The 23,058-nt window shown below is 56.1% G+C and carries 19 protein-coding genes; 15 read left to right on the top strand and 4 right to left on the bottom strand.

Annotated elements, in window-relative coordinates; translation table 11 throughout:
- Nucleotides 1-82: 82 nt before the first annotated feature.
- From DYU11_RS17965 to DYU11_RS17955, 3 genes are all read left to right on the top strand, one after another.
- A complete protein-coding gene (locus DYU11_RS17965) occupies nt 83-1,090 on the top strand; it encodes an SDR family oxidoreductase (RefSeq protein ID WP_119669087.1) in 1,008 nt (335 codons plus the stop codon).
- Between the two features lie 205 nt (nt 1,091-1,295).
- On the top strand, nt 1,296-2,846 hold the full coding sequence (locus DYU11_RS17960) for an FAD/NAD(P)-binding protein (protein ID WP_158600304.1): 1,551 nt from the start codon (nt 1,296-1,298) through the stop codon (nt 2,844-2,846).
- Nucleotides 2,818-3,744: an AEC family transporter gene (locus tag DYU11_RS17955; RefSeq protein ID WP_119669085.1), complete on the top strand. Its 927-nt coding sequence runs from the start codon at nt 2,818-2,820 to the stop codon at nt 3,742-3,744. Before DYU11_RS17960 ends, DYU11_RS17955 begins: the two co-directional genes overlap by 29 nt.
- On the opposite strand, the gene DYU11_RS17950 is transcribed toward DYU11_RS17955, so the two are convergent.
- A complete protein-coding gene (locus DYU11_RS17950) occupies nt 3,731-4,207 on the bottom strand; it encodes a Uma2 family endonuclease (protein ID WP_229365910.1) in 477 nt (158 codons plus the stop codon). The genes DYU11_RS17955 and DYU11_RS17950 overlap by 14 nt on opposite strands.
- Before the next feature lie 158 nt (nt 4,208-4,365).
- Here DYU11_RS17950 and mnmA point away from each other — a divergent pair, with 158 nt between their 5' ends.
- The 4 genes from mnmA to DYU11_RS17930 all read left to right on the top strand — a co-directional run bounded on the left by mnmA (nt 4,366) and on the right by DYU11_RS17930 (nt 10,162).
- The gene (mnmA, locus tag DYU11_RS17945; protein WP_119669084.1) at nt 4,366-5,538 is read left to right on the top strand and encodes a tRNA 2-thiouridine(34) synthase MnmA; all 1,173 of its coding nucleotides are present in this window, start codon (nt 4,366-4,368) and stop codon (nt 5,536-5,538) included.
- A gap of 109 nt (nt 5,539-5,647) precedes the next feature.
- Complete coding sequence (locus tag DYU11_RS17940) at nt 5,648-6,334, top strand: 3-keto-disaccharide hydrolase (protein ID WP_229365909.1); 687 nt, start codon at nt 5,648-5,650, stop codon at nt 6,332-6,334.
- 53 nt (nt 6,335-6,387) lie between these two features.
- On the top strand, nt 6,388-6,630 hold the full coding sequence (locus DYU11_RS17935) for a hypothetical protein (RefSeq protein ID WP_119669082.1): 243 nt from the start codon (nt 6,388-6,390) through the stop codon (nt 6,628-6,630).
- A gap of 94 nt (nt 6,631-6,724) precedes the next feature.
- Nucleotides 6,725-10,162, top strand: coding sequence for a HEAT repeat domain-containing protein (locus tag DYU11_RS17930; protein WP_119669081.1), 3,438 nt, complete (start codon nt 6,725-6,727; stop codon nt 10,160-10,162).
- Nucleotides 10,163-10,237: 75 nt separating this feature from the next.
- Here DYU11_RS17930 and DYU11_RS17925 read toward each other — a convergent pair whose 3' ends face one another.
- The gene (locus DYU11_RS17925) at nt 10,238-10,759 is read right to left on the bottom strand and encodes a GAF domain-containing protein (protein ID WP_119669080.1); all 522 of its coding nucleotides are present in this window, start codon (nt 10,757-10,759) and stop codon (nt 10,238-10,240) included.
- A gap of 118 nt (nt 10,760-10,877) precedes the next feature.
- Between DYU11_RS17925 and DYU11_RS17920 the strand changes: the two genes are divergently transcribed.
- A complete protein-coding gene (locus DYU11_RS17920; protein WP_119669079.1) occupies nt 10,878-11,546 on the top strand; it encodes an HAD family hydrolase in 669 nt (222 codons plus the stop codon).
- A gap of 5 nt (nt 11,547-11,551) precedes the next feature.
- Here DYU11_RS17920 and DYU11_RS17915 read toward each other — a convergent pair whose 3' ends face one another.
- Nucleotides 11,552-14,782 carry a leucine-rich repeat domain-containing protein gene (locus tag DYU11_RS17915; protein WP_158600303.1) on the bottom strand — a complete coding sequence of 1,077 codons (3,231 nt, stop codon included), beginning with the start codon at nt 14,780-14,782 and terminating at the stop codon, nt 11,552-11,554.
- Nucleotides 14,783-14,820: 38 nt separating this feature from the next.
- On the opposite strand from DYU11_RS17915, the gene DYU11_RS17910 reads away from it, so the two are divergent.
- The 7 genes from DYU11_RS17910 (at nt 14,821) to DYU11_RS17880 (ending at nt 22,695) form a co-directional block, all read left to right on the top strand.
- Complete coding sequence (locus tag DYU11_RS17910) at nt 14,821-15,912, top strand: agmatine deiminase family protein (protein ID WP_119669077.1); 1,092 nt, start codon at nt 14,821-14,823, stop codon at nt 15,910-15,912.
- An 11-nt stretch (nt 15,913-15,923) separates the two neighbouring features.
- Nucleotides 15,924-16,703: an APH(3') family aminoglycoside O-phosphotransferase gene (locus DYU11_RS17905; protein WP_229365907.1), complete on the top strand. Its 780-nt coding sequence runs from the start codon at nt 15,924-15,926 to the stop codon at nt 16,701-16,703.
- A gap of 5 nt (nt 16,704-16,708) precedes the next feature.
- Entirely contained in the window at nt 16,709-17,056 is a 348-nt protein-coding gene (locus tag DYU11_RS17900; RefSeq protein WP_374755995.1) for an avidin-fold protein, read from the top strand.
- A complete protein-coding gene (locus tag DYU11_RS17895; protein ID WP_119669075.1) occupies nt 17,049-17,729 on the top strand; it encodes a hypothetical protein in 681 nt (226 codons plus the stop codon). Before DYU11_RS17900 ends, DYU11_RS17895 begins: the two co-directional genes overlap by 8 nt.
- A gap of 126 nt (nt 17,730-17,855) precedes the next feature.
- On the top strand, nt 17,856-20,195 hold the full coding sequence (locus tag DYU11_RS17890) for a peptidylprolyl isomerase (RefSeq protein ID WP_119669448.1): 2,340 nt from the start codon (nt 17,856-17,858) through the stop codon (nt 20,193-20,195).
- A 66-nt stretch (nt 20,196-20,261) separates the two neighbouring features.
- Nucleotides 20,262-21,638, top strand: a complete 1,377-nt coding sequence (locus tag DYU11_RS17885) for a peptidylprolyl isomerase (protein WP_119669074.1) — start codon at nt 20,262-20,264, stop codon at nt 21,636-21,638.
- 94 nt (nt 21,639-21,732) lie between these two features.
- On the top strand, nt 21,733-22,695 hold the full coding sequence (locus DYU11_RS17880) for an AAA family ATPase (RefSeq protein WP_119669073.1): 963 nt from the start codon (nt 21,733-21,735) through the stop codon (nt 22,693-22,695).
- 101 nt (nt 22,696-22,796) lie between these two features.
- On the opposite strand, the gene DYU11_RS17875 is transcribed toward DYU11_RS17880, so the two are convergent.
- Nucleotides 22,797-23,009 carry a hypothetical protein gene (locus DYU11_RS17875; RefSeq protein ID WP_119669072.1) on the bottom strand — a complete coding sequence of 71 codons (213 nt, stop codon included), beginning with the start codon at nt 23,007-23,009 and terminating at the stop codon, nt 22,797-22,799.
- Nucleotides 23,010-23,058 lie beyond the last annotated feature (49 nt).

The following is a 23,058-nucleotide window of genomic DNA, read 5'->3' as shown; positions in this document are numbered from 1 at the left end:
CACAACTGGTTAGCTATTTGCCTACAGGCAAAATAGGATAACTTTAACAAAACGAGTACTTGCTCAACGACAGAATACAACCATGACTGAGAATCGGTTTAACAGACGCCAGGTCATCGGCGGCATTGGAAGCGGCCTGGCGGCTTCCGTACTGACAACCCCAGGATTTGCCGGTTCGGCAGGGCAGCCTGCGAACACAGCCGCTCCCGCTCCGCTTACGGACCCAACCACGAAATACCCCCGGCCGCCGTTTAATACGCCCATGCAACCCTGGCCGGGTCTGGTCAGCAAAATGAATCCCCGGCCGGATCATGGCGAAACCAGCTACAAGGGTTCAGGACGTTTACAGGGACGCAAAGCCCTGATCACCGGTGGTGATTCGGGTATGGGCCGGGCGGCCGCTATTGCCTACGCCCGCGAAGGAGCCGACGTAGCCATCAACTACCTGCCGGCCGAGGAACCCGACGCCAAAGAGGTGATTGACCTGATCAAAAAAGAAGGACGGAAAGCTTTTGCCATTCCCGGCGATATCCGCGACGAAGCGTTCTGCAAGCGGCTGGTCGACGAAGCCGTAAAAGGGCTTGGCGGTCTCGATATTCTGGTCAACAACGCGGCCCGGCAGCAACAGCGCGAGTCGCTTACGGACCTGACGTCCGAGGACTTCGACGCGACGATAAAAACCAACATCTACGCGCCGTTCTGGATTACCAAAGCTGCGCTTCCGCACATGCCGCCCGGTTCGGCTATTATCAGCACAACCTCCGAGCAGGCCTACGACCCCTCAGCGAACTTATTCGACTACGCCCAGACCAAGGCCGCGAACATGAATTACGTGAAGTCGCTGGCGAAGCAACTCGGCCCGAAAGGCATTCGGGTCAACGGCGTTGCTCCGGGGCCGATCTGGACACCCCTGCAACCGAGCGGTGGCGCTACGCCGGAAAAGCTGAAAAATTTTGGCGGTGATACCCCGCTGGGACGTCCCGGCCAACCCGTCGAACTGGCTTCGATCTACGTACAGCTGGCGGCCAACGACGGCAGCTATGCCACGGGGCAGGTGTACGGAGCCGCCGGCGGTGGTGGACAACCCTGACCAGCTCCAGGCGATACGTAACCAGAAAAGCCGCGTCGGTGGAGTCCGAACGCGGCTTTTCTGCGAAGAGCGGTTCAACGCTCTGGTTGCCTGTTCGTAAACCGGCACCTTATTTACTTCTGATAAACAAAAGATTAAAACCCTCAGTTAGGCTATGGAGATACATCGCAAAAGCGGTATCTGCCATATACTCTCAACGTTATTCATGCAAGCCAAGACAATCGCTATCGTTGGCGGTGGTGCCAGTGGGGTAGCAACCTTCATTCACCTTGTTCTAAAATTAGTTGTCGAGCCCGTCCCTGCGCCCGTTACCCTGGTAATCATCGAACCCCGCGAGGAGTTCGGTCCGGGATTAGCCTATGGCACCGGGCAGAAAGGGCACTTACTCAATACGTCGGCCGGGCTGATGGGCATCTTTGCCGGGGAGCCCCTGCACTTTGTCGACTGGATGCAGGCGAACCGCGATCTTGTTGAGCGGGAATACCCGGGCACGGAGATTAAACCGGAAGCCTACCCGCCCCGTAATTTATACGGCCACTACCTCCAGGCTATGTTCGACGAGTACGTCGAGCTGGCGAAGCAACACGCTATCGACGTTGAACTTTGTAACGAAGAGGCCGTTGATGCCGAGCTGTCGGACCACGACGGATTGGGCGATTCTGTTACGCTGACTCTGGCTTCGGGCCGTCAGATTCGGGCCGACGTAGCGGTGCTGGCTACCGGCACACCCAGATCCAACAACTTCAACCACCTCGAACGCTCACCCAATTACCTGGATTCGCCCTGGCCCGAAGACCGGCTGACCGACACCATCACCGATAAAGCGGCCACCGTCTGCATCCTGGGTGCCAGCCTGACGGCCCTGGACGCGGTGATCACGCTCACCAACAACGGTCATACGGGTCCGCTAAAAATGTTTTCGCCGGACGGTCTGCTGCCCCGCGTACAATCCCCCAAGGAAGTGCCGTTTGACCGCCAGATCCTGACCATGGCTAACATCCGGAAGCGGATTCGGGAAACCAATCAACCGCTTCGGGTAAAAGACCTGTTCCGCCTGTTTCTGCAGGAAGCCGAACGCGTTATGGGCAAGCAGGACTGGAAGCGGTTTAAGCGGATTGATAAGCCGCAACTGGACTTACTGAAAGAGGACATCGATCTGGCTCTAAAGGGAGAAAACATCTTTGAAAATATCCTGTATTCGACCCGCTACGACTCGTTCGACATCTGGAAGCTGCTGCCCCCCGACCAGAAAATGCTCTTTCTGAAATGGCTGAAACCCTACAACGACATCAACCGCCACGCCATTCCGCTGCGCAACGCCGAACGACTCCGCAGCTTCATGGAGTCCGGTCAACTGACCGTAACAGCTCACTCCAAAGAAGTGGAATGGCACGCCGATGAGCATGTCTTTTACGTCACGACCGAAGACGGGAAAACGGAAAAGGTTGATTACGTCATCAACGCGACCGGCCCGGCCACGTCCATCGAGAAAATGGACGTTCCGATTCTCCAGCAATTACTCCGCAGGAAACGAATTGTTCCCTATGAACCGGGGGGCGTTCGGGCTGAGGTTGATACCCTGCAACTCCTTGTACCCGACCACCCCGACGCGCCTTTGTACGGCATTGGCCACGTATTGGTGGGCGAACTGCTCGACACCAATGCCCTGTGGTTCCTGGTAGCCCGGACCGACCAAATGACCAACGCCATCCTCCGACGCCTGTCTTATGAACGTATTGCCCAGCCTGCTGACTAACGTACTACCCCTCTACGGCTTCATCATAGCGGGCTACGTCGCCAGTCGGCGGTTTGGCCTGCAAAGCAAGCCGATTTCCAAAATCCTGCTCTACGTCCTGATTCCGCTCGTCATCTTCGACAACATTCTGAAGGCCGAGCTGAGTCAGTTAGCCATTGTGGCCGCGATCATTTTTCTGCTGGCGCTGCTCATGACCGGGCCTGCCCTGCTGGCCGGTCGCTACGTAGATCGGGAAATGAACCAGAACCTGCTCAGTTGTTCCTACTCGTATTTCAACATCGGCTGGTTCGGAATTCCGGTTGTCATGGCTCTGTTCGGGGAAGAAAAAATGCCGCTGATCATCAGTGCGTATATGGGCAACGTACTGTACGGCGACACCATCGGTTATTATCTCGTGTCGCGCAGTAAGGACCTGCCCATCAGCGATTCAGTGAAGAACGTATTGAAGATTCCGGCCATTTACGCCTGTATCGCGGCCATAATCGCGAACATCCAGGGGTTTGAATTACCCAAAGAGATCGAACCGTTCACCAAAGGCGCCAGCTGGACGCTCTCGGCGCTGGGTATGCTCATCATTGGTATTACGCTGACCGAAATAGAGTTCAAAAAGGTTGACTATGCGAAATTTGGCAAGCTGCTGGGCATTCGGTATGTTGCCGCGGCCCTGTTGATGGGGGGATTGGTCCTGCTGGAGTCCGCAGTGATCTCGCAGCTTGAGGGTGACGAGCAGAAGTTATTGCTCCTGATTGCCTCCTTCCCAATTGCCGCGAACCTGGTCGTATTTGCTACGTTTCTGGACACCGAAACCGAGAACGCGTCTCTGCTGGTATCGCTGTCGTCGTTAGTATCGCTGGTGCTGGTACCAGTGGCGTGTTTGCTGCTGTTCAGCCAAAAATAGCCGCCAGTGGAACCTCGAAGTTTGTGTTTGGATCACGTAGCGTATCATCCTCGTAGAAAAACACGTAGTGCCCGGGACGGTCGAAGACCATAATGGCACGTAAACTTGGCAGAACAACCCAACAGGATTTCACCCCAAACTGGAAATACACCTGAGTTTTTGCAACCATTTCCTCGTTACTCTGTGAAGGAGATTGTATCTCAATGCAAATTAACGGTGCATCGGTGCGTTTAGCCGGCTGGTTCTGATAATCAAGCGCAAATTTTGGATAGACAACAACGTCAGGTGTGCTCCCATCAGGCAACGTGGCCAATGCCACTTCACTAGCAACGTGATAGTCGGTGCGGTACCGCGTTTTGAGTTCAAAAACAAGATTAGCCTGAATGATGCCGTGAATAAGATTGGGCATGGGTTTATTCCGCTCCGTTTCGTAATCCGATGCTGGTTGAATGAGTGCTTCCATAACCGTCGTCTGCCCAAGTAGGCGATTTTGTCAAAAATAACAAAAAACTTGCGCTATACTGCCGGAAACTAAACCGAACCATTCGGTTGTTGGCCCAGTACCGGCTAATTTTACCGAAATTACTAAATCGCAGGGCTTTGAACCCTGGCAGATCATCCATGAGCAAACACGGACGAATTCTGGTCGCCATGAGTGGCGGCATTGATTCTTCGCTCGCGGCCGTTATGCTGCACGAAGAAGGTTACGAGGTCATCGGCATGACCATGAAAACCTGGGACTACGCGTCGTCGGGTGGTACCAAAAAAGAAACCGGCTGCTGTAGCCTCGACAGCATCAACGACGCCCGCAACATTGCCGTAAGCCTGGGTTTCCCGCATTACATCCTCGACATCCGCAACGAGTTCGGCGATTACGTTATCGACCACTTCACGGGCGAGTACCTCGAAGGCCGGACGCCCAACCCGTGTGTGCTTTGCAACACCCACATCAAATGGGATGCGCTGCTCCGCCGGGCCGACCGACTGGACTGCGAGTTTATTGCCACCGGTCACTACGCGAACATCCGCACTGAAAACGACGGTCCGTCGCACGGCCGGTATGTTATTTCGAAGGGCGTCGATACGTTAAAAGATCAGTCGTACGTGCTGTGGGGGGTTTCGCAGGAGAGCCTGAGCCGGACGAAACTGCCGCTGGGTCATCTGCGCAAATCCGAGATTCGCGAAATGGCCAAAGAGCGCGGTTTTATTGAACTGGTGACCAAATCAGAATCCTACGAGATCTGCTTCGTGCCCGACAATGACTACCGGGGTTTTCTGAAACGGCGCGTGCCGGGTCTGGAACAGGAAGTTGCCGGGGGTAACTTCATTCTGGAAGGCAGCGGCAAAGTTGTCGGCAAGCATGAAGGGTATCCGTTCTACACAATCGGGCAGCGGAAAGGGCTCGGTATTGCGCTGGGCTATCCGGTGTTTGTAACGGAGATTAGGAAAGACACGAACGAGGTAGTGCTCGGCGTCGATAAAGACCTGTTCCGCGACGGCATGATCGTCAGCCGGTTGAATCTACAAAAATACGACCGCATCGCCGGACCGCTGGAAACCGTCACGAAAGTGCGGTACAAAGATCCGGGTACACCGGCGACAATCCATCAGGCCGGCGACAAAATTCAGGTTCTGTTCCACGACGGGGTGTCGGCTATCGCACCGGGTCAGGCCGCCGTGTTCTACGAAGGCGACGACGTTGTTGGTGGGGGCTGGATTATGAAAAGCTTCCGCCGGAACGACACCCAATCGATTGTCAGTACCGATGGGGAAGCTCAGCTGGAAAATGCTTAATCGGGTAAATCCGGTTCAGACAAGCCGATGCTGACGAATGTTTACGGCCGGTGGCAATGAGGAAATTGCCCCGGCCGTTTGCTTTATATACAAACCGTTACCTACCTCCATGCAAAACCCACTTCGTCTCCTTGGATTAGCCTTACTGCTTGCTTCGCCGGTTTTTGCCCAGACCCCACCAAAAGGGCACCCCAGCCCCGTCGGGGCCGGCTGGCGCCCCCTATTCACCGACGATTTGTCGAATGCCCGCTACCCGAAAGGCGTCTGGAGTTTCGAGGAAGGCATCCTGACCGCTACCGAGGACAAAGCCATCTGGACGGCTCAGCCCTACGAAAATTTCGTGCTGGACCTGCTGTTCAAAACCGCCGACGGAACCAACAGTGGCGTGATTGTTCACGCGAGCGATACGGCGAACTGGATTCCAAACTCGGTCGAGATCCAGATTGCCGACGATTATGCCAAACAATGGGCTGAATCGCCGGCCAGCTGGCGGTGCGGGGCCTTTTTCGGTCACCAGCCCGCTACCAAAAGCCTCGTGAAGCGACCCGGCGAATGGAACCGCTACACCATTACGTGCCAGGACAAGCTGATCTACATAGTGCTGAACAATGAGTTAGTCAACACCATCGATCTGTCGACATTCACCTCGGCCAAAACGAACCCCGATGGGTCGACCGTACCGGAATGGCTCAGCAAACCGCCGGCCGAACTCCCCCTGAAAGGGCACATCGGCCTGCAGGGCAAACACGCCGGCGCACCAATCTATTTTCGCAACATTCGGATCAAAGAGCTGTAGTTTGATCTGAACGGGCGAACCCAAGCCCCGGCGGTCCTTGTTCTACCGGTACCATGCAAACAGAACCCATTACCCGACACAGCCCTGCCCTGCCCGAGTTACGGTTTTCGCTTAGTTTGTTGTACGTCGGTCGCTTTTTACTGGGTATGCAAACGCCCGCGCCTGCTTTAGACGATGGGCTGGATGCCATCGACGAACGCATTGAAGAACTGACCGACGAACTGGTAGCGACTGAACTGCTCCACGAAGCTGCGGTGCTGGCCGGCGACGTTGTGAACCAACCACCCCTGGAGTGATAAGCCCGCTGCGTCCCGGTGCTCATGGAGTCCGGACCCATCACGGCTGACCAATAAAACCTGTGTTAACCCACGCTCTCGATTTTTGTAGCGCATGAAAAAACCGATTACAACGTTACCCTCTCTCAAAAAAATTGCCTGGTACGCTGCCCTGGCCGTTTCGCCGTTTGTCATACTGGGCAGCTTTCAGGACGACCCGATCGGCAAACGTATCAAGCGGATGGCACCCGAAAAAGCCGCCGAACTGGCCAAATCCATCGAAGCCCTCGTTACGCCTGAACTGGCCGAGGGGCTAACCCTGAAGATATGGGGCGTTGATTCGCTGGTGGCCGACCCGATTGCCATCGACATCGACGACAAAGGCCGGCTGTTCTACACCCGTACCAACCGGCAGAAAAACTCCGAGTTCGACATTCGCGGCCATCAGGACTGGGAAATCCCGTCGAACCGGCTCCAGACGGTGGAAGACCGGCGCGCGTTTCTGCGCAACGTACTATCGCCGGCCAACAGCAAAAAGAACGAATGGCTGAAGGACCTGAACGGCGACGGGTCGCACGACTGGCGTGACCTGGCCGTTGAGAAAGAGCACATATACCGGCTCGAAGACGTATCGGGCGATGGTGTGGCGGATTTGTCGCAACTGGTGGTCGAGGATTTTCACGACGAAGTGACCGACGTGGCCGGGGGCGTGCTGGCCGAAGGCAATGATCTGTACGTAGCCGTAGCGCCGGACCTCTGGCGCATGAAAGACAAAAACGGGGACGGCATTGCCGACGAGAAAGTGTCGCTCTCGCACGGATACGGCATTCACGTCGGCTTCAGCGGTCACGGTATGTCGGGCATTGAAATGGGTCCGGACGGCAAAATCTACTGGCAGATCGGCGACATCGGCTTCAACGGCAAAGGGCCCGACGGCAAAAAATGGGAGCATCCCAACAGTGGCGTCGTGGTTCGGGCTAACCCCGACGGCAGCGACTTTGAAGTTTTTGCCCACGGCGTCCGGAACACCCACGAGTTTGTGTTCGACGAATACGGCAACCTGATCAGCGAAGACAACGACGGCGACCATCCCGGCGAGAAAGAGCGCCTGGTGTACATCGTCAACGGGTCGGATACGGGCTGGCGCAGCAACTGGCAGTACGGCAAATACCGCGACCCGAACAACAATACGTACAAGGTCTGGATGGACGAGGGAATGTACAAACCCCGTTTCGACGGCCAGGCCGCGTACTTTACCCCCACCCTGGCCAACTTCGTGAGCGGCCCGACGGGTATGCTCTACAACCCCGGCACGGCCCTCAGTCCGAAATATAAAAATACGTTCTTCATCGGCGAGTTTGTTGGCAGCCCGGCCCGGTCGGGTATTCATGCGTTCAAGCTGAAGCCCAAGGGCGCTTCGTTCGAACTGGGCGAACACAAGAAGATTCTGGGCAACGTACTGGCTACCGGCATTGATTTCGGTCCGGACGGCGCCATGTACGTAGCGGACTGGATCAACGGCTGGGACACCAAGGAATACGGCCGCATCTGGAAACTGGATGATAAAGATGGAGCCGGTTCGGCCGAACGGCTGCTGACCAAAAAGCTGCTGGCCGACGATTTCACGAAGACCACGGAAAATCAGTTGGGCGACTACCTGAAAAACCCGGATATGCGGGTTCGGCAGAAAGCCCAGTTCGAACTGGCGAAGCGGGGGGCTAAAGGCGCTACGATCTTTTCGGCCGCGATCAAACAAACGGACAATCAACTGGCGCGGGTACACGGCATCTGGGGTATCAGTCAGCTGGCCCGCAAGGATAAGCAGTACGCTCCGCTCCTGTTGCCGCTGCTGAAAGATTCGGATCCGGAAATCCGGGCGCAGGCGGCTAAATGGCTGGGCGACATTCGCTACCAGGAAGCCGGCCCGGCTCTGATGCCGCTTTTGAAAGACAACAACGCCCGGGCCCGGTTCTTTGCGGCTGAAGCTCTGGGCCGGATTGCATACGAACCGGCTGTTCAGCCGATCATTGCGATGCTGGAAGCCAACAACGACGAGGACGTGTACCTGCGTCACGCCGGCAGCCTGGCCCTGGCCCGCATTGGGAAAGCAGCACCGGTAGTAGCGCTGTCGAAAAGCCCATCCCGGGCGCTGCGTATTGCGGCCGTTGTGGCGCTTCGTCGGATGAGTAATCCGGGCATTGCAGCGTTCCTGACCGATTCGGATGAATTTGTTGTAACGGAAGCGGCCCGCGGTATCAATGATGACCTGTCCATCAAGGAAGCCCTCCCCGCGCTGGGCAATGTGCTGGCTACGACCCGTTTTACCAACGAAGCCCTGATTCGGCGGGCTATCAACGCAAACCTGCGGGTTGGTACGCCGGCGGCCATGCAAAACCTGATTACGTACGCCGAAAAAGAAGGCAATCCGGTGGCCATGCGGGCCGAAGCAATGGACGCCCTCAGCACCTGGGCCAAGCCATCGGTACTGGACCGGGTTGATGGCCGCTACCGGGGCGAGGTGCAGCGCGACCCGAACGTAGTGAAAGCCAAAGCCGGTGGTACGTACACTACCCTGTTGACCCACTCGGACCTGACTATACGGATGAGCGCCGTAAAAGCCATCAGTAAGTTGAAAATCACCGACGCGGCCGACGAGTTATTCGACCGGCTGAAGAGCGACAGCGACCCGACCGTTCGGGTTGAAGCCCTGCGTGCGCTGGCCGCGATGAAGAACCCGAACATTGGCAAGGCCATTGAACAGGCGCTGTCCGACGGCGAAAAAACCGTTCGCGTAGCTGCCCTTGACCTGGTCGACAAAACGGCCATGGCCAAAGACCGGATGGTGGCACTGCTTTCCGATGTGATCAACACCCGCACCACGGAAGAAAAACAGGCCGCCCTCGTTACGCTCGGCAAGTTGCCGGTGGCCAACACCCAAAAGGTATTCGAGCAGTTACTGGCGAAAATGGAGAACGGTACGCTGCCTACGGAGATCGGCCTGGAACTGGAAGAGGCCGTCAACAATACCCGTTCGCCCCAGTTGACCGCCCGCTACAAAGCCATCAGTGCTAAGCTATCGCCCGACGATCTGCTGGCTTCCTACAAGGGTAGTCTCTCCGGGGGCGATGCCAACCAGGGCCGACGGATTTTCTTCCGCCACCAGACGGCCCAGTGCATCCGCTGCCACGCGTATGATGATCTTGGAGGCAACGCCGGCCCGCGCCTGAATGGCGTTGCCAGCCGACTGTCGCGGGAGCAGCTACTGGAAGCCGTGATCAACCCAAGCGCCCGACTGGCGCCCGGCTTCGGTACCGCCACGCTGCAACTGAAAGATGGGAAAACGGTCAGCGGTATTGTGCAGAATGAAACCGCCAAGGAAATCGTCATGAAGGTCGGTGACCAGCCGGACCAGGTAATCGCCAAAGATCAGATCGCCAAACGGGAGAACGCACCCTCCAGCATGCCCGACATGAAGTACCTGCTCACGAAGCGCGAAATCCGCGACGTAGTAAGCTTCCTGTCCACGCTGAAAGAAGAGAAAGCGGAAAAGTAAGGGTTCTTACGTTTCAATAATGCAAAACGCAGCCGGCTGTTTTTCTAGCCGGCTGCGTTTTGCTTTAACAGACAGCTATCGAACGAACTGCTCAATTACCGGCTGCAACTTCGGCAAAATGGCCTCGATCTGGCGTTTTTCATCGTCTGTCCAGTGCCTTGGCTGCCCAAACAGGCAGGGTTGCAGGATGCCCCAGAGTTCGCCTTCCCACGTGATGTGCGCGTGGATCAGGGCCCGGTGACCAAACGTTTTGTGTTCAAACTCTCGGTTCAGCACGTCCGGTCCGGCCGTTTCGACATCATCGACGTAGACCGACGGTTTCAACGTAATGGCTGCCCTAAACAACGGGTCATCCTCCGGTAAGTCGGTTGTATCCTCCTGCCAATCCGGTTGGATAACGTTCGGGATGGTTTCGTCCCGGCACCAGCAGAAGGCAATGCGGCCGTGGTGCTGATCGGGTTGACGGACGTACAGAAAACAACGGTCGGCGTTGAGCGCGTTGGCTACCTCTTCAACGACCTGATGAAGGGTTGTTTCAGGCAATTGAGCCTCGGCCAGCAGTCGATTAATGGCCTCTGGAAGCGATGTAGTAGTCATGCCTGATTAACTGATCCAGGGCCGTTCCGTTCTGTAAACGGGTCAATTAATTCATCGCCCACCAAAACGGTTGCCGAACAATTCCGTTCTTTGCGGCCGTAACCATTCGCTCCTCGGCATGACCACCGCCCCCTGGGCTGTCCTCTTCGACATGGACGGCGTCCTGATTGACAACACCGAATTTCACATCAATGCGTGGATTCAGTTTGCGCAACTCCGCGATTTTCCGCTTACCCGGGACCTGTACATCGAACACATCAACGGCCGCGTGTCGGCCGATGCCATGGCGTACGTGCTCCAGCGTCCTATTACGGCGGACGAACTACCGGCGCTGACGGAAGAAAAGGAGTCGATTTACCGGGCGCTGTATCAACCCCACCTTCAGCCTACCGCGGGCCTGATGCCGTTTCTGGACGCTCTGAAAGCGCAGAATGTCCGGAGGGCGGTCGGTACGTCGGCCCCGGCGAGTAATGTCAGCTTTACGCTCGATGGGCTGAACCTGCGGCCCTACTTCGACGCCGTTGTGGACGCCAGCATGGTCAGGCGTGGTAAACCCGATCCGGAGATCTATCTCAAAGCGGCCGAACAGACCGGCGTTGAACCAGCTCGTTGCATCGTGTTCGAAGATGCCTTTGCGGGCATTGAAGCCGGACTGCGGGCAGGCATTCACGTAGTAGCGCTGGCCACCACCCACACCCACGAGGAACTGGCCGACACCGGTGCCGTGCTGATTATCGACGACTTTACGACCCTGACCGTGGATCAACTTCGGGAACTGATCGATTAACCTTACTACTGGGGCTTGGCCAGTCGTTCCTTGGTAGCCTCCGTCAGTTGCCGCAGGGCCGTTACCTTTTCCGTGGGCAGTTTAGTACGGTTCAGCCAGTTGTCGAACAGATCAAAGCTCCAGCCATAGATCGGTGCCGGGTGTTTAGCCAGGTAAGTCGTTAGCTGCTCGGTCGCTTTCTGACCGGCCTGATCGCCTTTGAGCACCAGCAGGCAGGACTGAAGGTACTCCTTCAACGTAGCAAATCCCCCCTGCAGTCGGTCGGCGGGAATGGCCGCAATGGCGCGCTGGGCCCGGTCGTACTGCCCCGTCAGCAGATTCAGTTCAACAATCGTCAGCCGTACCGGTGGTTCCGCATAGGGCAGCTTTTCGTAGGCCTGAATTGCCTTCCGGTAGCTTGAGTCGGCATCGGCCAGCTTGTTTTTCAGAGTCAGATACCGGCCGCGATCAATCTGGATGATGGCCGCCAGTTGCCCGTTTGCCGAAGTGGGTAATAGCTTTGCTGCCTGGTTAATGCCAGACAGCGCTTCGTCATACTTACCCGTTACCCCAAGCACGGCCGATTTCCGCTGCCAGAACTGAGCCAGCATCAGGTTGGCGAACGACGAATCGGCCAGCTTCTGCCACTTCAGGTTCGGCGCGTACCGAATCGCCTGATCGAAATCGGCCAGGGCTTCCTGGTACGCTTTGCGGAAGAAATGCATCTCGGCCCGCTGCGCGTAGGGCAATGACACCGTCGTATCGGGCATGTAATCAATGGCTTTTTGCAGGTCGCTCATCGCCCCTTCCCAATCGCGTCGGGCCGCCTTCTGACCGGCCATCTGCTGGTACGTATTGCTGACCTGCCGGTTGGGCTTCGCTATGGCCGACATCGGTAACGTACCGGCTTCTATCAAAGCGACCCGCAACGCATCCCGACTCGGGAAGTCACGATTCAGCGGCTCAGGCAACCGATTTTCCCGCGCAGCTATTCGTTGTAGCCTGGGGGCTTCGAGCAGCCCTACGGGTAGTTCGGTGAGTAAATTGAACGATACGTTCAGTGACAGCCACGGTACTTCTTTCCAGGGCAGGTCCGGTAATTGGCTGATGTTGCAGTTCGTGATATCGAGGTTGAATAGCTGCGGCATTCGGGCCGCTTTCCGAAACACATCCCCGGCGTCGAGCTGGGGCTGATTCTGAATGCTCAGGTAGTTCAGCCGGGTGCAGTGTTCAAGACTGTCGGGCAGTTGCTGTAACCCGCCGGTCATACCCTCCGTCGTTTTCTCTTTTCCGCTGATAACCAGCGATGTCAATTTAGTCAACCGGCCAATTCCATTCGGCAGACCTTCAAATCTGTTCTGGGCGAGATGCAAATTTGTTACGTCCTGCCACTGACCGATGCTGTTAGGTAAGGCAATCAGTTCGTTGTTATGCAATGATGCATACTGAAGTTTGGATAACGCGCCGATGTTGTCGGGGAGTAGTCTTACCTTAGTACCAGAGATGGCTAGCCCGCGCAGGTTGGTCAGATCACAAATCGATGCTGGTAATTCAGTAAGTGGTACGCCTTCAATGGTCAGGTTGGTTAGCTGTCTCAACGAACCGATGTCTGCCGGCAAAGCGGTTATCTCAGTTCCGTTGATGTGTAAAATTGCCAGATTCTTAAGCCGAACCAGACTGGCCGGTAACGCTCGCAACGGATTTTTTCCGATCCATAGATTGTGTAATGAATCCAGTTGGCCAATGCTGTTTGGAAGCACGGTTAACTGGTTGCTGCCGATTGACAGCGTTTGCAGCTTCCGTAATTTGCCCAGATCATCCGGAAGGTTCCTAATCTGATTACCACTGATTACCAGGCTTCTGAGTCGGCTCAGGCGCGTTATACCAGCAGGCAGCTGTGTTAACTGATTCTGATCAACGTTTAAGGTGCTTAGCTGCGTCAGCCGGTCGATCGCATCCGGCAGGGATGTTAGCTGATTACCAGATACATTTAATTGACGCAGTTCTTTCAGGTTGGTGATGAACGGCATCTGACGCAGCCGGTTACCCATCACCAATAAGTCTTGCAGGGACGCCAGTTGACCCATCGTCGCGGGCAGCGAATCGAGCGAACAATTGGTCAGATTCAGTTTCTGCAATTGGCGAAGCGAACCGATACTGGCTGGCAACCGGTCCAGTTTGATGTTTTCTAACCGCAGTTCGTTCAGCTGCGTCAGGGTACCCAGGCAATCGGGCAATCGGATCGCCGTTCCATTTCCTCCGATATTCAGCACGTGTAGCCGACTGGCCGAGCATAGTGTCGACAAATCGACCGACTGAGCATTCTGGATGTACAGCTGCTCAAGATTCGGTAAGTGAGCCAGTGTAGCCGCGTCAACTGTCAGAACTGGATTTTGATATAGTCCTAGTATTTTCAGGCTTTTCAGCCCGCTCAACGCCAGCCTTTGCAGAGACTGACTGTTGCTTATTTCAAGTTTTACGAGCCCGGTCAGCTTATTAACAGCCGCTTCGAACGTAGTGGTATCGACCTGCGCATTCTGGAAAGCGAGTTCGGTCAATCCCTTCAGCCCCCTTACGGTTTCGGCATCGACCTGCCACCCCTGCCCCATTACCTTCAGCGCCTGCAACTGCTGCAGGGGAGCCAGGCTGGGCAGCTTACGGCTGACGGGCTGCCAGTGATCGACCTCCAGCCGCCGGAGCGTTTTCACCCCGGCCAGCGCCTGAATGGATGGCTCCCAGTTCAGACCATTCCCCCGGATCCGCAACTCGTTCAGTTTTGGGAAACGCTGCATGGTACCCGGCAACGTGACAGGTTGCGCCGTTTGTGAACGGGTTAGATCCGCCTGCGATACGTCGATAACCAGTCGTTCCAGGGTTGTCCAACCGGTAATGGCCGCAAACAGCGAATCCGCAAAGGGTGCCGTCAGCCCGTTCACAGTCAAGACCCGTACGTGCGGAAGCCGCCCTAAGCGCTGCAGTCCCCCTTTGCGAAGCACGTCTCCCGAGATGACCAACGCTTCAATTTTAACGGTGCTTTCGGCTTTTTTGAGCAGGTCGTCAAGATCGAGGTACGCATTGGGTTGCGGCACATAGGTAGTCTGTATGTCGGCCGACGTCGGTTTGTAGGCCGGATACCAGACCCGTAGTAGATCCAGTTCAGACAAAGGTCTATGTCCGTATTGAGCCTGTACGTTCAAGTAGGCTCCCAACACCAGTCCGAGCACCAACAACCAGCGATTTCGGGTAGTGAGCCACATAATTTTCGTACTTTTGTAGAAGTAGTTTAAATGTCCGCATGAATATACCGCCATTGTCTGAAACGGCCAATCAAGAAATTATTCCGGCCCAGGAGGGCTTTTTCTTCCCCGCCGAGTGGCACCCACACGTAGCAACCTGGCTTAGCTGGCCGCATACCGAAGCGTCGTGGTCGACAGAGCGGCAGGAACTAATGTTTCCGGCTTATATCGACTTCATCAAAGCCATCTCCGAAAGTGAACAGGTGTGCATCAATGCCCACAACGAGATTGTTATTCAGGCGGCTAAGCTGCGTCTGCTGGCGGCCGACGCCGATCTGTCAAAGATAACGCTGCTACCCCACCCGACCAACGATTCGTGGTGCCGCGACCACGGCCCGGCCTTTCTGATCAATCCCGAGCGCAGGCAGCGGATGATCGTAAACTGGGGCTATAACGCCTGGGGCAACAAATATCCGCCCTACGACCGCGACGATCTGATCCCGATCGAAATTGCGCATTACCGCGGTCTCGACTACGTTACGCCGGCAGCAGCCACTGGGGGCATCATCATGGAAGGCGGTTCCGTCGAGTTCAACGGAGCCGGAACCGTGCTGACCAGCCGGGCCTGTCTGCTCAACCAGAACCGGAACGCCCACCTGTCGCAGGCCGACATTGAGCGGTATCTCTGCGATTACTACGGGGTGCAACAGGTACTCTGGGTCGAAGAAGGCATCGTGGGCGACGACACCGACGGCCACATCGACGACACGGTCCGGTTCGTGAACGAAGATACCGTTCTGGCGGCTTACGAACCGAATCCGAACGACGACAACTACCCGTTCCTGCTGGAGATCCACCACGAGCTGAAAACGATGCGGCTGCTCAGCGGCAAACAGCTCAACATCGTGGAGTTACCCATGCCCGACCCGGTTGTGAGCGACGGCATACGGCTGCCGGCTTCCTACGCTAATTTCCTCATCACCAATGGCTCGGTCATTGTGCCGACGTTCCGGTGCAACAAAGACCAGCAGGCGCTCGACATTATTGGCCAGTGCTTTCCTACCCGTACGATCGTCGGTATCGACTCGACCGAGATCATCTGGGGCCTGGGCAGTTTCCATTGCCTGAGTCAGCAGGAACCGGCCGTTTAAACGCCCGTCGTATGGCCAAGCCCCCGCTACCAACCGAGTTGCAGCGACTGCTCCAGAACACAAGCTGGCAGGCTGACACGCTGGGTATGTCGTCGGCACAAACGTTTCGGATCGAAGGACCCGAAAATTTTTACTTGAAAATCAATCCGGTTGATCCCTGGGGCGGTCTGAAAACCGAAGCAGATGCTTTAGTCTGGCTACGGGGCTACCTGCCGGCACCGGAGGTTATTTACTACGACCGGGTAGACGGAACCGATTACCTGCTGATTCGGGAACTGGTCGGGTTGCCGGCCTCGGCCGACGCGTGGAAAGCCAATCCGAAGCGATTGGCCGAAACGCTGGCCGCGAGCATGCGGGCGCTGCACAGCCTGGACCCGGCCACCTGCCCGTTCAACCAACGCACGGAGACCAAACTCCGGGAGGCAGCCGACCTCGTACAGCGTGGGCTGGTTGATGCTGACGATTTCGACGACGAAAACCAGGGCCGCACACCGGACCAGCTTCTGGAACAGTTGTATGCCGAACAACCGGCTAATGATGATCTGGTTGTAACGCACGGAGACTTCTGCCTGCCGAACCTGATCCTGACCGATTGGCGGCTGAGTGGCTTTATTGATGTTGGTACGCTGGGGGTGGGCGATCGGTATCAGGACCTCGCCCTCTGCCTGCGCGATCTGGCCGATGAACTGAATACAAATCGCTACGATGCCCACTTCCTGTCGGCCTACGGGCTGACGGCTGTCGATACCGAAAAACTGCGCTACTTCCGGCTACTGGATGAATTAAAATGAACAGGATGTACGATAATAAACGATTTCGATCCGTAGTCAACACCGAGAATGGGGAGGTTGGAGCCGAAACGGTGTTCCACTACCACCAGGACGGCAACATTGTCTGGGCCGACTACGCCGGTGGTTCAATCGTCAAAGGGTTTCTGCTGGCTACGGTTCAGCCGGATGGTAGTCTGGATATGCGCTACCAGCACGTCAACCAGGCCGGCGATCTGATGACGGGCCGCTGCCATTCCACGCCCGAGCCCCTGGCCGACGGGCGGCTTCGGCTGCACGAACGCTGGCAGTGGACCAGTGGCGATCAGTCGTCCGGCGAATCGATTGTGGAGGAGTTTACCGAAATCCATGGGTAGATACACACGCTGCATCACGCTGCTGCTGTTGCTCAGTGCCTGCGGTTCGCAAAAACCGCTCACGGCCGAGCTAGCCCCGCAAAGCCTGAAAGCGGTTAATCTGGAAGAAACGATCAGTCGTCGCGACGAGGTCATGATGGCGTATTCCATCACGAGCTACGATGCCCGCAACAAACCGGTCGCCGTGGTGAACGGCGGGTGGGGCGTCGAACCGATGGCCACCGGCCAGCAGGCCAATTTAAGTACGGCACAACCCATCAGCCTCAGCGTACCCAAAAACGGGAAGATCGTCGCGTCGCTGGTTCTGATTGAAGTTGACGATTACGCAAAGGCGCAGCAGGCGCTTGAACAGATCCGACGGATTCACAACGTAGTGAGTCTGCCGGCTTCGGTGCTGCTGACGGCTACCGAGGTACTGACCCCGCTTAAATACGTAACGGCGGGACTGGTAGCGGCCGGCGTAGGGATCCGCCTGCTCGACCGGGTTGACTCAGACGAGCTGCTCGGACAAAGCAGTATCGAGCTGTCTGAACAGGAGCTCAGGGCCAGAAAAGAGCATATCTTTCAGGTTCCGGCTACGTTCAGCGGCCGCCACCTGCGCGACCGGTACGCCTACGAACTGCACTACGACATTCGGCTGAAAACCATGAAAATCCGCCCTAAAACCCAATAAGCCCCCAACTGAATCGTTCTTTAACCGCAGTAGATTGAGTACACTCTGCCACTGCAAACGAATGTTTTTATGGGTATCCGTGTTTATAACGTACCTGATCGTAATACCAACCACTTTCCGTATCGTATGCGTCAACTTACTGGCGGTCTCCTGCTGGCTGCGTTTCTAACGGCCTGCAAAACGTCCGCACCGGTTGTTCAACAACAAGCTCCTCCGCAGCCGGTTATTCTTACCCTGGGCAACAAATCCTTCACCACGGACGATTTTTTTCAGTCGTTTACCAAGAACCAGCTTTCGGCTGATTCAGCCCAGCGCACCGACGTCAAGAGTTACCTTGATCTATACACCAACCTGAAACTGAAGGTGCTGGCGGCCGAAGCCGAAGGCCGCGACACGACCGAGGCTTTCCGCGAAGAAATGCAGACGTACCGTAAGCAGCTCTCGCAGTCGTACCTGACCGATAAAGTTCTGGTTGAACAACTGGCTACGGAAGCCTACGAACGGATGCAGGAAGAAGTTAATGCCTCTCATATCCTGATTCCCGTGGTGGAAGACGCGGCCCCGGCCGATACCCTGGCGGCCTACCAGGCGGTTCAGTCGTTACGTACCCGGGCGGTGGCCGGTGAAGATTTTGCCAAACTGGCCCGGGAGTACTCCAAAGATCCAAGCACAGCGCCGACCGGTGGCGGCCTGGGCTATTTTACGGCCTTTTCGGTAGTGTACCCGTTCGAAACAGTGGCCTACGCAACCCCCGTAGGTAGCGTGTCGGCACCCGTTCGGACGCGTTTTGGCTATCACCTTATTAAAGTCAACGACCGCCGTCCAAGCCGGGGTAAAGTACGGGTGGCGCACATTCTGATTCGGCTGAGCCCCAGCGCCGACGAAGCCGGGCAGCGGGCGGCTCAGGAACGTATCGACGCGGCCTACAACCGCCTGCAGCAGGGGGAATCATTCGAAACCGTTTGTCGGGAGGTGTCCGACGACGTAACGTCCAAATCGAACGGCGGGCTCCTGCCCTTCTTCGAAACCGGCCGGCAGGTACCAGCGTTTGAGGAAGCCGCCTTTGCGCTCACAACGCCCGGCAGCTATTCAAAACCGGTTCGGACCAACTATGGCTGGCACATCATCAAGCTGGTCGAACGGCGGAGCATCGAACCGTACGCGGAACTCGCCCCGGCCCTTCGCCAGCGCGTTACTACGGATACCCGGGCGGAAGTACTCCGGCAGGCTACCGTACAGAAGCTGAAAAACGACTACGCCATCCGGGAAAACAAGCCGGTTATCGACGCGACCCTGACCAAAGCCGACAGCAGCCTGCTTCGCGGTCAATGGCGCTACACGGAACCACTGGACCCGACGCTTCAGGGCAAACCCCTGGTTACCGTAGCCGATCGGGTTTATACGGTCAACGACTTTTTCGCCTACGTACGGCAACGGCAGCAACCCGCCCGCCGGGATACCCGGACGACCGTCGACGCCCCTGTGGTAGGCGTACCGGCCGTAGCAATGCGCCGGCTGCTCGATCGGTTTGTCGGCGACCAGCTGATGGCTGTCGAAGAGGCCAATCTGGAAAAAAAGTATCCGGAGTTTCGCGCGCTGCTGAACGAAATCCGCGACGGCGTTCTGCTGTCGCAGGTGATGGAACAGAATGTGTGGGAACGTTCCATGGCCGACTCAACGGGCCAGCGCCAGTATTTTGAACAGAACAAAGCCAAATACCAGTTTCCGGAGCGGGCCGTGGCTACGGTGATCGTAGCCCAGAACGACGATCTGCTGAAACAGACCCAGGAGATGCTCACGGGTCGCCCCCCGTATCAACTCCGGCGGTCGGCTGCGGACTTGACCTTCGACAAGAACCGAACGGGCCTGACCAGCCAGCAACGCGAAAGTCTGTTCGACGTTCTGGTAGCGATGGTACGTAATCCAAACTACATTGTCGAAGTGAGTGGCTCGCACGACGCCACCGAACGAGACTCGGTATCGGCCGGCCGGATCCGGGCGGTTGTGAACTACCTCCAGCAGAACGGCATCTCGCTGACCCGCATCACGGAGAAAGATTACCAGGGTATGCGTCCGGGTATCAAAGACGCGGCTGCTCAGCGCCGGGTGACGTTCCAGTACCTGACGTCCTCAAAAGCTGATATTGCCCGGGTTATCAACAGCCGGCAGCCCCAGGCAACCGAAGAAGCTGTCTCGATAACCGAAGGGACGTTTGCCGACGGAGCCAACCCGTACCTCGACGGTATGGACTGGAAGGTGGGCACCACGACCCTCAGGCGCAACGGGAAATCGGTAGCCGTGACGATCACGCGCATTGAGCCGGCCCGTGCCAAAACATTTGACGAAGCCCGGGGAGCCGTCATCAATGATTACCAGTCCATACTCGAACAGCAATGGCTGGCTCAGCTGCGGCAGAAATATCCAGCCCGAATTAACGAAGACGAAATCCGGAAGCTGGCTAAATAAGAGACGGAAGGCCTTAAAAAATCTTAAAAATCAGAACGTTTGACGTTCAATGCTTATCTTTAAAACATGAAACGATTGCTCATACAGGGCCTTGTTGCCTCGTTTGTTTGGTTACTCGCCGGGCCAGTGCTGGGTCAGGGCGGTATCAGCCTTAATAAAATCGTGGCGAAGGTCGATAACTACTACGTCCTTAAGTCTGACCTCGAAGAGGCTTACCAGTCATACGTCGGCCAGAACCAGACGCCCCCGCAAAAATGTCAGTTGCTCGAAAGCCTGGTCATCAACAAAATGATGCTGGCCAAAGCCGATATTGATTCGGTTGTGGTAGACGACAAACTGGTGGACAGCGAACTTGACGCCCGGATGTCGTACATGATCCAGCAGTTCGGCTCCGAGAAGAACATTGTGGAAGCCTACGGTAAGAGCCTTGAGATGCTCAAGAGCGAACTGCGGCAGCAGGTGAAAGATCAGAAAGTGGTGCAGAAAATGCAACAGAAAATTACGGACGACATGAAGGTGACCCCTCGCGAGGTTCGTAAGTTCTTTGACGCCATTCCGAAAGACAGCCTGCCCTACATGCCCGCCGAAGTGGAAGTGGGGCAGATTGTGCGTTACGCCAAGCCGACTAAGGAACAGAAAGACGCCCTTCGACAGCGGTTGCTCGACATCAAAAAGCGGGTTCAGGCGGGTGAGGACTTTGCCGCGCTGGCTAAAGAATTTTCCGAAGACGTGGGCTCTGCCCAGAACGGCGGTGACCTGGGCTACGCCAAACGGGGTATGATGGTGGCGCCTTTCGAAGGAGCCGCTTTGAAACTCAAACCCAACGAAATGTCGGACGTGGTTGAATCGGAGTTTGGTCTGCACCTGATCCAGTTGCTGGACACCCGCGGTGCTGAATACCATGCCCGGCACATCCTGCTACGGCCCGATTACAACCGGTTGGATACCAGCGAACCAACTCATTTTCTCGACAGCCTGCGGACGTTGATCAAGGTGGATTCCGTCAAGTTTGAAAAGGCCGCCCGTGATTTTTCGGAAGACAAAACATCGGCCGATGCGGGTGGGCTCCTCCGCGATCCGCAGTCAGGCAGTAGCCGTCTGGCGATGGATGGCTCTATGGAGTACTCGCTGTTCACGCTGCTCGATACCATGACGGTAGGCAGCGTTTCGGCTCCGCTACCCTACCGGACCGAAGACGGGAAAAGTGCGGTACGTATTCTGTACTTCAAAAGCAAAGTACAACCCCACACGGCCGACTTTAAGCTTGACTTTGAAAAGCTTCAGAATATCGTCCTGACCAACAAAAAGAACCGCGCCATCGACGACTGGTTCCGTAAATCGGTGGGTGACGTGTACATTACCGTTGATCCCGAATACCAGGGTTGCCGGATTTTTGGCACCTCGCAGGCTAGTGCAGCCGGCACCGGCGGGGGCGGTGAATAGTTTTCCGGTATTGATTCGTCGGTTTCCGCTTTATTTGTGAAACTGAGACCGGAAATCCTATTTTTAAAACCGTAAACCTTTAAACGTTTTATTTGTGACCTACTCATCGGATGTCGCGGCTGCCGAAGCCTTAACAGAATCGTATAAAAAACTCAAAAACGAAATCTCCAAAGTAGTCATTGGGCAGGACGACACCGTGCGTTTGTTGCTGACGGCCATTTTCTGCCAGGGGCACTGTCTGCTGGTTGGTGTGCCGGGGCTGGCCAAAACACTGCTGATTCAGACCATTGCCGGAGCCCTGGATCTGGATTTCAACCGGATCCAGTTCACGCCCGACCTGATGCCGTCGGACATTCTGGGCTCCGAAACCCTCGACCAGGAACGTAATTTCAAATTCATCAAAGGGCCGGTGTTTGCCAACATCATCCTGGCCGATGAAATCAACCGGACGCCCCCCAAAACACAGTCGGCTTTGCTGGAAGCGATGCAGGAATACGCCGTGACCATCGCGGGACAAAAGTATTCGCTTGGTCGTCCGTTTTTCGTACTCGCTACGCAGAACCCGATCGAACAGGAAGGTACGTATCCGCTGCCGGAAGCCCAGCTGGACCGGTTCATGTTTAATATTTACCTAGACTATCCGTCGTATCAGTCGGAGCTGGATATTGTCAAAAGCACCACTTCTGACCATCGGCATCAGGTGCAGCGCGTCATTACCGGCGAAGAAATCCGGGATTTTCAGCAACTGGTCCGGCGAGTACCGGTCGTTGACAACGTAGTGGAATATGCCGTCAAGCTGGTTCACAAAACCCGGCCTAACACCGAACTGGCAGCGAATGATGCAAACCAGTATCTGGAATGGGGTGCCGGGCCGCGGGCATCGCAGGCCCTGATTCTGGCCGCCAAATGCAATGCCCTGCTGAACGGCAAATACTCACCCGACATTGAAGATGTGCGGGCAGTTGCCATGCCGATCCTGCGTCACCGGGTGGTGCGTAACTTCAAGGCTGAAGCAGAAGGAATCTCGGTCGATCAACTCATCAAACGGTTGTTATAAGAAGGAAGAAAAGGAGGAGGGGGATGAAAGGGAAAAGAGGGAACAACACTTCCTTCTTCCTTTCATCCCCCTCTTCCTTTTCTCCCTCTCCTCCTTTTCTCCTATTCTTCTTTATCCGCTCCTTCTTTCTTGGTCTTGCCGAGGTAATCGTCTACCTCCGACCCGTTGATGGATCCGACTGAGTGATCTTCTGCATCCACTTTGTCGGCATCGATGCTTACGTTTTCGGTTTTTTCACTGACCAAAAACCCATTGTTTCCTTTTGATTCTTCCTTGCCGTGATATTCCTGTCCGGCGCTTTGTTTCTTTTCCATAACGTTTCAGATTGCTTACTGTATAAACCGCAAAGCAGCCGGAAGGTTA

This window comes from Fibrisoma montanum (assembly GCF_003583365.1).
In the GTDB taxonomy this organism is placed as follows: domain Bacteria; phylum Bacteroidota; class Bacteroidia; order Cytophagales; family Spirosomataceae; genus Fibrisoma; species Fibrisoma montanum.
This window is presented reverse-complemented; position numbering and strand designations above follow the sequence as displayed.

Excerpts from the sequence above, each read along its gene's own strand:
- DYU11_RS17965 (WP_119669087.1), top strand. The coding sequence starts at position 83 with ATGACTGAGAATCGGTTTAACAGACGCCAGGTCATCGGCGGCATTGGA.
- DYU11_RS17960 (WP_158600304.1), top strand. The coding sequence starts at position 1,296 with ATGCAAGCCAAGACAATCGCTATCGTTGGCGGTGGTGCCAGTGGGGTA.
- DYU11_RS17955 (WP_119669085.1), top strand. The coding sequence starts at position 2,818 with ATGAACGTATTGCCCAGCCTGCTGACTAACGTACTACCCCTCTACGGC.
- DYU11_RS17950 (WP_229365910.1), bottom strand. The coding sequence starts at position 4,207 with ATGGAAGCACTCATTCAACCAGCATCGGATTACGAAACGGAGCGGAAT.
- mnmA (WP_119669084.1), top strand. The coding sequence starts at position 4,366 with ATGAGCAAACACGGACGAATTCTGGTCGCCATGAGTGGCGGCATTGAT.
- DYU11_RS17940 (WP_229365909.1), top strand. The coding sequence starts at position 5,648 with ATGCAAAACCCACTTCGTCTCCTTGGATTAGCCTTACTGCTTGCTTCG.
- DYU11_RS17935 (WP_119669082.1), top strand. The coding sequence starts at position 6,388 with ATGCAAACAGAACCCATTACCCGACACAGCCCTGCCCTGCCCGAGTTA.
- DYU11_RS17930 (WP_119669081.1), top strand. The coding sequence starts at position 6,725 with ATGAAAAAACCGATTACAACGTTACCCTCTCTCAAAAAAATTGCCTGG.
- DYU11_RS17925 (WP_119669080.1), bottom strand. The coding sequence starts at position 10,759 with ATGACTACTACATCGCTTCCAGAGGCCATTAATCGACTGCTGGCCGAG.
- DYU11_RS17920 (WP_119669079.1), top strand. The coding sequence starts at position 10,878 with ATGACCACCGCCCCCTGGGCTGTCCTCTTCGACATGGACGGCGTCCTG.
- DYU11_RS17915 (WP_158600303.1), bottom strand. The coding sequence starts at position 14,782 with ATGTGGCTCACTACCCGAAATCGCTGGTTGTTGGTGCTCGGACTGGTG.
- DYU11_RS17910 (WP_119669077.1), top strand. The coding sequence starts at position 14,821 with ATGAATATACCGCCATTGTCTGAAACGGCCAATCAAGAAATTATTCCG.
- DYU11_RS17905 (WP_229365907.1), top strand. The coding sequence starts at position 15,924 with ATGGCCAAGCCCCCGCTACCAACCGAGTTGCAGCGACTGCTCCAGAAC.
- DYU11_RS17900 (WP_374755995.1), top strand. The coding sequence starts at position 16,709 with ATGTACGATAATAAACGATTTCGATCCGTAGTCAACACCGAGAATGGG.
- DYU11_RS17895 (WP_119669075.1), top strand. The coding sequence starts at position 17,049 with ATGGGTAGATACACACGCTGCATCACGCTGCTGCTGTTGCTCAGTGCC.
- DYU11_RS17890 (WP_119669448.1), top strand. The coding sequence starts at position 17,856 with ATGCGTCAACTTACTGGCGGTCTCCTGCTGGCTGCGTTTCTAACGGCC.
- DYU11_RS17885 (WP_119669074.1), top strand. The coding sequence starts at position 20,262 with ATGAAACGATTGCTCATACAGGGCCTTGTTGCCTCGTTTGTTTGGTTA.
- DYU11_RS17875 (WP_119669072.1), bottom strand. The coding sequence starts at position 23,009 with ATGGAAAAGAAACAAAGCGCCGGACAGGAATATCACGGCAAGGAAGAA.